5 protein-coding genes are annotated in these 6,012 nt (G+C 71.5%); 4 read left to right on the top strand and 1 reads right to left on the bottom strand.

All coding sequences use genetic code 11. The features are described 5' to 3' along the window. Positions 1-448 precede the first annotated feature (448 nt). Positions 449-1,249, top strand: coding sequence for a hypothetical protein (locus tag ACIBVN_RS31735; RefSeq protein ID WP_397142636.1), 801 nt, complete (start codon positions 449-451; stop codon positions 1,247-1,249). A 51-nt stretch (positions 1,250-1,300) separates the two neighbouring features. Next, on the top strand, positions 1,301-1,882 hold the full coding sequence (locus ACIBVN_RS31730; protein ID WP_397142634.1) for a TetR/AcrR family transcriptional regulator: 582 nt from the start codon (positions 1,301-1,303) through the stop codon (positions 1,880-1,882). A gap of 8 nt (positions 1,883-1,890) precedes the next feature. On the opposite strand, the gene ACIBVN_RS31725 is transcribed toward ACIBVN_RS31730, so the two are convergent. Further along, the gene (locus ACIBVN_RS31725; protein WP_397142632.1) at positions 1,891-4,632 is read right to left on the bottom strand and encodes an ATP-binding protein; all 2,742 of its coding nucleotides are present in this window, start codon (positions 4,630-4,632) and stop codon (positions 1,891-1,893) included. Positions 4,633-4,853: 221 nt separating this feature from the next. Between ACIBVN_RS31725 and ACIBVN_RS31720 the strand changes: the two genes are divergently transcribed. Beyond that, the gene (locus ACIBVN_RS31720; protein WP_397142630.1) at positions 4,854-5,468 is read left to right on the top strand and encodes a LysE family translocator; all 615 of its coding nucleotides are present in this window, start codon (positions 4,854-4,856) and stop codon (positions 5,466-5,468) included. Between the two features lie 4 nt (positions 5,469-5,472). Further along, complete coding sequence (locus ACIBVN_RS31715) at positions 5,473-6,012, top strand: TetR/AcrR family transcriptional regulator (RefSeq protein WP_397142628.1); 540 nt, start codon at positions 5,473-5,475, stop codon at positions 6,010-6,012.

The raw sequence follows: 6,012 nt of genomic DNA, 5'->3' as shown, positions 1-6,012 counted from the left end.
CATCCAGCCCCGCCGCCCACGACTGGAGATCCTCAGACGTCACCACATCCGACACGGATCCGACTATAGATCACAAAACATGACTGTAGTACTAGTTGGGGCAGATGGGGATTAGCTCCACCACAATGGAGGAATGGCTTATCCTCCTCAGCCCCCACAGCCCCAGCATCAACCGCAAGGACCGTGGGGCGGGCAAGGGTATGGCCCTCCTCAGAGCTATGGACCGCCCTCCGGCCAAGGGGACGGCCCTCCTCAGCACTACGGCCCGCCATCCGGTCAAGGGGCTCCGCCGCAGCAGGGCTACGGCCAGCCCGGATACAGCGCGCCACCTGGACAGGGAGCGCCACCCGGGCAGGGAGCGCCACCACCCGGGCAAGGCGGCTACGGGGCCGGGCAGGGCGGTTATGGCCAGCCGCCAGGGCCGGGCCCGGGGCCGTACGGGAACCAGATGGAGCCTCAGCGGACGCTGGTGCTCCCTTCCCCGCCCCCGAAGAGCAACAACGCCCTGATCATCGGCCTCGTCACCGGCCTGGCCGTGCTGCTCCTGGGTGGCGGCGGCGTCGGCGCGTTCCTCTACCTACGCAGTTCCGGCTCGGAGCCGACGACGGTCACCCTGCCGAGCGCCGACCCCTTCCCGACCACCACGACCACGTCGCCGTCGCCGTCCGACAGCCCATCGGCATCGGCGTCAGCCTCGCCGTCGGACCCGTCCGCCTCCGAGCCCGCGGAGCCGACCCCCAGCGACACCCCGCCCTCCTCGAGACGCGTCGATCCAGGCTCGCCGCTCACCGCCGGCGAGTTCAGCGACTGGGACTTCAAGCTGGGAGACGTGGAGCTCCAGGCCGACAAGGTCGGCGGCTGGACGTACAACAGCTGCGACCCGGTGGACGGCCGAGGCGTGCTGGCCCAGAACGACTGCCAGCGCGCCGTCCAGCTCGCATATTCAGCCGACGGCGGGCACATCAAGGCGGTCCAGATCATGATGTCCTTCCCCAGCGAGCAGGCGGCCAAGAAGACCGCCGACCGGCTGGCCTCGCTCGACTCGGACGCCGTGAAATGGCGCAAGGACAAGGCGCACAGCAACTACGCCTACGGCAAGATCCGTACGGGCCACGCCAAGCAGTATGTGGTCGTCACGGTCCTCACCGCGGACAAGAGCGCCAAGTCGCGGGCCGCGCGCTACCACTCCTACCTGCAGAGCGACCACGCGAGCTACTTCCTCTTCCGCGACCTGTCCACCCCGAACTAGAGCAGATATCGGAGCGACGCTAGCACTCCTAGTCATGCTAGCGTGCTTGGTATGTCAATCGCCGCCCGCCGAGCACGGGAACGTGCGCAACGCCACCAGTTGATCGTCACTGCCGCCCGCGAGCTGGCCGAGTCGGAGGGCTGGGACGCCGTGACGACCCGGCGCCTGTCCGAACGGGTCGAATACAGCCAGCCGGTGCTCTACAGCCACTTCAAGGGCAAAGACGCCATCGTGCGGGCGGTGGCGATCGAGGGTTTCGCGGAGCTGGCGAGCAAGCTGCGCGCGGCGCGCGAGGCTCCGCAGGGCGATCCCAAGGCGGTGCTGCGCCAGATCGCGATGGCCTACCTCGATTTCGCCCGCACCCACAGCGCGCTGTACGAGGCCATGTTCGTCATGCCGATCTCCATCCCCTTCGCCACGGAGGAGACACCGGAGGAGCTGCGTGCGGCGTTCGGCGAGTTCGTGAGCGCCCTGGAGCCGGTGGCCGGGAAATATCACCCGGGCACGTTCGCCGAAGTGGTGTGGGCCGCCCTGCACGGCCTCGCGACGCTGGCCCACGACCGCCGGATCCCCGCCGAGCAGCAGCAGGACAGGATCGACCTCCTCATCGACCACCTCACCCGCCCCGGCTGAGCGCCGCCTCAGGCCAGCAACCCCCGCTGGCGACCGGCCGCGGCCGCCTGCGTGCGGGTGGAGACCTCCAGCTTCCCCAGGATGTTGGACACGTGGACGCTGACCGTCTTCTGCGCGATGAACAGCCGCTCGGCGATCTCCCGGTTGGTCAGCCCCTCGGCGACCAGCCGCAGCACCTCCACCTCCCGAGCCGTCAACCCGCCGTCGCCCTGCCCGCCACCGCCGAACCGGGCCCGCCGCCCGAACTCCAGCAGCGCGTTCTCCAGCGGCGCCGCCCGCAGCTTCGCCGCCGTCTCCTGGGCAAGGGCCCACTCCGCCTGCGCCCCCTCCCGGTCGCCGGCCGCCAGCAGCGCCTCGGCCAGCCGCCACCGGGCACGCGCCACCTCGTAGACGAACCCGTAGTCGAACGCCTCCACCACCCGGCGCCACAACTCCACGTCGAGCCGCCCGTGCACGCGATGCCACTCCGCCTCCACGCGCAGCGCCCAGGCCAGCCCTTCGGGCCCGAGGTGCCCGGGCTCGCCGGTGGGCCCGGAGTCGACGGCGAGGCGGGCGCGGGCGCGGAGCTCGTCGGCGCCCTCGGTCGTGCCCAGCTCGGCCAGCGCCCACAGCCCGATGGCGGCCACCCGGAGCGCGCTGGCGTCGCCGTCGACCATCGGCGCCATGACCGCCTGCACGTGGTCGAGCGCCGCCGCGGGATCGCCGTGCCAGAGCGCGTGCTCGGCGGCCAGGCCGCGGGACATGTACGCGGCGAGCTCGTTGTACCAGAACGGCCGCAGCCGGCTCAGCCGCGCCCCGACCGCGGGCAGATCCCGCGCCACCTCGATGAACAGCGCGAATGACGACAGGATCGCCTCGGGCAGCGTGCCCACCCGCGTGCCGAAACTGGACGCGACCGCCTCCGCCTGGTCCCACTCGCCGGCCACGTAGTGGATCAGGAACCGCAGGAACCGCAGATCGGTGCCGTAGGTGCTCCACTTGAGCCCGGTCTCGAACGCCACGCGGATGCCGTCGTCGGCCACCTCGGCGGCCTGGGCCAGCAGGCCCTGCTCGTAGTGAATGCGCGCGTGGTGAAAGCGGGCGCGCAGGTCCATCGCCAGGTCGCCGCTGCCCTCGGCGGAGGCGGTCTCGACGAGCTCGTGGGCCTTGTCCAGGTCACCGCGGAGCTCCACATAGGTGGCCAGCGTGAGCAGGGCGCCCACCTCGGCGTCCCTGACCCCGGCCGCGCGGGCGGTCTCCAGCGCCCGCGCGGTCACGGCCTCGACGTCACGATGGCGGTCGCTCCAGAGCAGCGTGCGGGCGTAGGTCGCCAGGGCGCGGGCCAGCACCGCCTGGTCCTCGGCGCTCTCGACCGCGCGCTCCGCCGTCGCGATGGCGCCCGGCTGGTCGTAGGCCTCGTACAGGTAGTAGGCGAGCCGCTCGTTGACCTCGGACGTCGGCGGCAGCGCCCGGAGCTGGATGATCGCGCGATGGTTGTCACCGCTGTCGGCCGCCATGACGGCGCTGCGGAACGCCAGCCGCTCCCGGCTCTCCCCGGCCAGCTCGGCCGCCCCTTCGACCCGCTCCCACAGGCCGAGCGCCCGGTCGTAGTGGCTGTGTGCCTCGGCCGGGGCCCCGAGCCGCTCGGCCAGGCGGCCCGCCTCGACCGACGCCGACAGCGCCCCGGCCAGGTCGTGACCGGCGAGGTAGTGGTAGGCCAGCTCGGCGGGTGACGTCAGCAGCCGGGCGAAGGCGGCGTGCAGCCGCGTGCGCTCGCCGGGCAGCAGGTCGGTGTAGACGGCCTCCTGGAGCAGCGCGTGGCGGAAGGCGTATCCGTAGCCGTCGACCCTGAGCAGCCCGCGCGAGACGATCTCCCTGACCGCCTCCTCGAACTCCGCCAGCGGCAGCCCCGACACCTCCCGCAGCAGCTCGTCCTCCACCCGCCGTCCCGCCACGGCGGCGGCCCTCAGCACCCCCTGCCCGGCCTCGGACAGCACTTCGACCCTGGTCATGAGCAGGCTGGCCAGCCCGTCGGGCAGGCTGTCGCCCTCGGCCATGGCCGCGAACAGCTCTTCGGCGTAGAAGGGGTTGCCGTCGGCGCGGGACACGATGAGGCCGAGCTCCTGCGCGCCCACCTCTCCCAATGTGGCCACATAGTCGGACATGTCGCCGGAGGCGAGCGGCCCCAGCTCGACGCCCGTCACCGTGGGCAGGCGCTTCAGCTCGGCCAGCACGGACCGGAGCGGATGGCGGCGGTGGAGGTCGTCGGTGCGGTAGGTGCCGGCCACGCAGACCCGCTCGCTCTGCACCATGCGGCTGAGGAAGACCAGCAGGTCACGGGTGGACCGGTCGGCCCAGTGGAGGTCCTCGATCACGAACAGCACGGGCTGGACGTCGGCCAGCAGCCCGAGCAGCGAGCCGAACAGCCGCTGCTGCGTGAGCCCGGTCGAGGGGGCGCTCTCCATGCCCGGCAGCAGCTGGCCCAGCATGGGATGGGCCGCGGCGGCCTCGCGCACGGCCGGCTCCGCGCCGCGCAGCGCGTCGGCCAGCGGCAGGTAGGGCAGCGAGTCGCCCAGCTCGGCGCACTGGCCGACCAGCACGTGGAAGCCGCGCTCGCGGGCCTCCGAGACCAGCTCGGCGACCAGCCGGGTCTTGCCGATGCCCGCGTCTCCGCCGACGAGCGCCACCCCGGCGGTGCCCTCCGCTGCGGATTGGAGCACCCGCACGAGTCTGTCCAGCTCAACAGAGCGCCCGACGAGAAGACCGTTCACGCCAGCAACTATCCCACGAGGGAGCGCCGCCGCCTGGACTGAGGAGCGCAGGGAGCGAAGCGACTGGAGCGACGAGGGAAGGCGGCGGCTCCCCAGCGACCGAGTCCGCCTCCACGGAGTGGAGGCCATGAACACAGCCCCACTGACAACCCAATGGTTTAGAAAATCGACCCGAGATTGGCCCTCATCGCCAGACCAAAGGTATTTTACGCTGCTGTTTTGTGATCCATCCAACGACTTTCGCGCTCTTCGTGACGGCCTCGCTTGCCCTGGTCATCATCCCGGGACCGAACCACCTCTACATCACCGCCAGAGGCCTCGCCCAGGGCAGGGCGGCGGGCCTGGCCAGCGCTTTCGGCGTGGAGGCCGGCACGCTGGTGCACATCGCGGCCGCCGCCGCGGGCCTCTCGTACGTGATCGCGCAGTCGGCGACGCTGTTCGCGGTCGTGAAGTGGGTGGGTGTCGCGTACCTCGTCTACCTGGGCATCCGCGCGTTCACGGGCAAGGAGACGGACGGCGTCGCACCCCCGCCGCAGCCGCTGCGCAAGGTCTTCCTCGAAGGCGTGCTGGTCAACGTGCTGAACCCCAAGGTGGCGCTGTTCTTCCTGGCGTTCCTGCCGCAGTTCGTCGACCCGGACGCGGGCTCGCCCGCGCTCCAGGTCGTGCTGTTCGGCCTGACGCTGCTGCTCCTGGGACTGATCTCGGACATCGTGTACGCGTGCACCGCCGGCGCCCTCGGCACCCGGCTCAACGCCAGGGCAAGGACGCTCCGGTACGTCAGCGGCATCGTCTACCTGGGACTTGGGGTGGCCACGGCGTTCGCCGGGAGAAAATGACCCCATGGCGCCCAGGAAGCAGCAGGAGATCTTCGACGCGACGTTGCGGCTCGTGGCGGAGAAGGGCTACGACGGGCTGACCGTCGAGGGGGTCGCCGAGCTGTCGGGCGTCAACAAGACCACGATCTACCGCTGGTGGCCGTCGAAGGCCGCGCTGCTGGGGGCGGCGCTGGTGGAGGCCGACGTGCTGGGGTTCGAGGCGCCCGACACGGGCAGCCTGCGCGGTGACCTGGTCGCGCTGGTCGAGGGCGTCAGGCGGCTGCTCACCGAGCCGCCGGCCAGCGACATCGCCGTCGCCGCGCTCGCCGCCGCCGTCCGCCACCCAGAGTTGGACGCGCGGCGCTTCTTCGCCGACCGGTTCGCGCGCGAGCGGGAGATCTTCGAGCGCGCGCTACGGCGGGGCGAGCTCAAGGAGTCGGCGGACCCGATGCTGATCGTCGACCTGCTGGCCGGGGCCGTATGGATGCGGGCGGTCTTCAGGGGCCTGCACGTCGCGGACGACTTCCCCGCCGAGGCGGTCTCGGTCCTCCTCGACGGCGTCTGA

The organism is Nonomuraea sp. NPDC049400, from assembly GCF_044466425.1.
Lineage (GTDB): Bacteria > Actinomycetota > Actinomycetes > Streptosporangiales > Streptosporangiaceae > Nonomuraea.
Note: the sequence above shows the minus strand (reverse complement) of the source record. Positions and strands in the feature narration are given on the sequence as shown.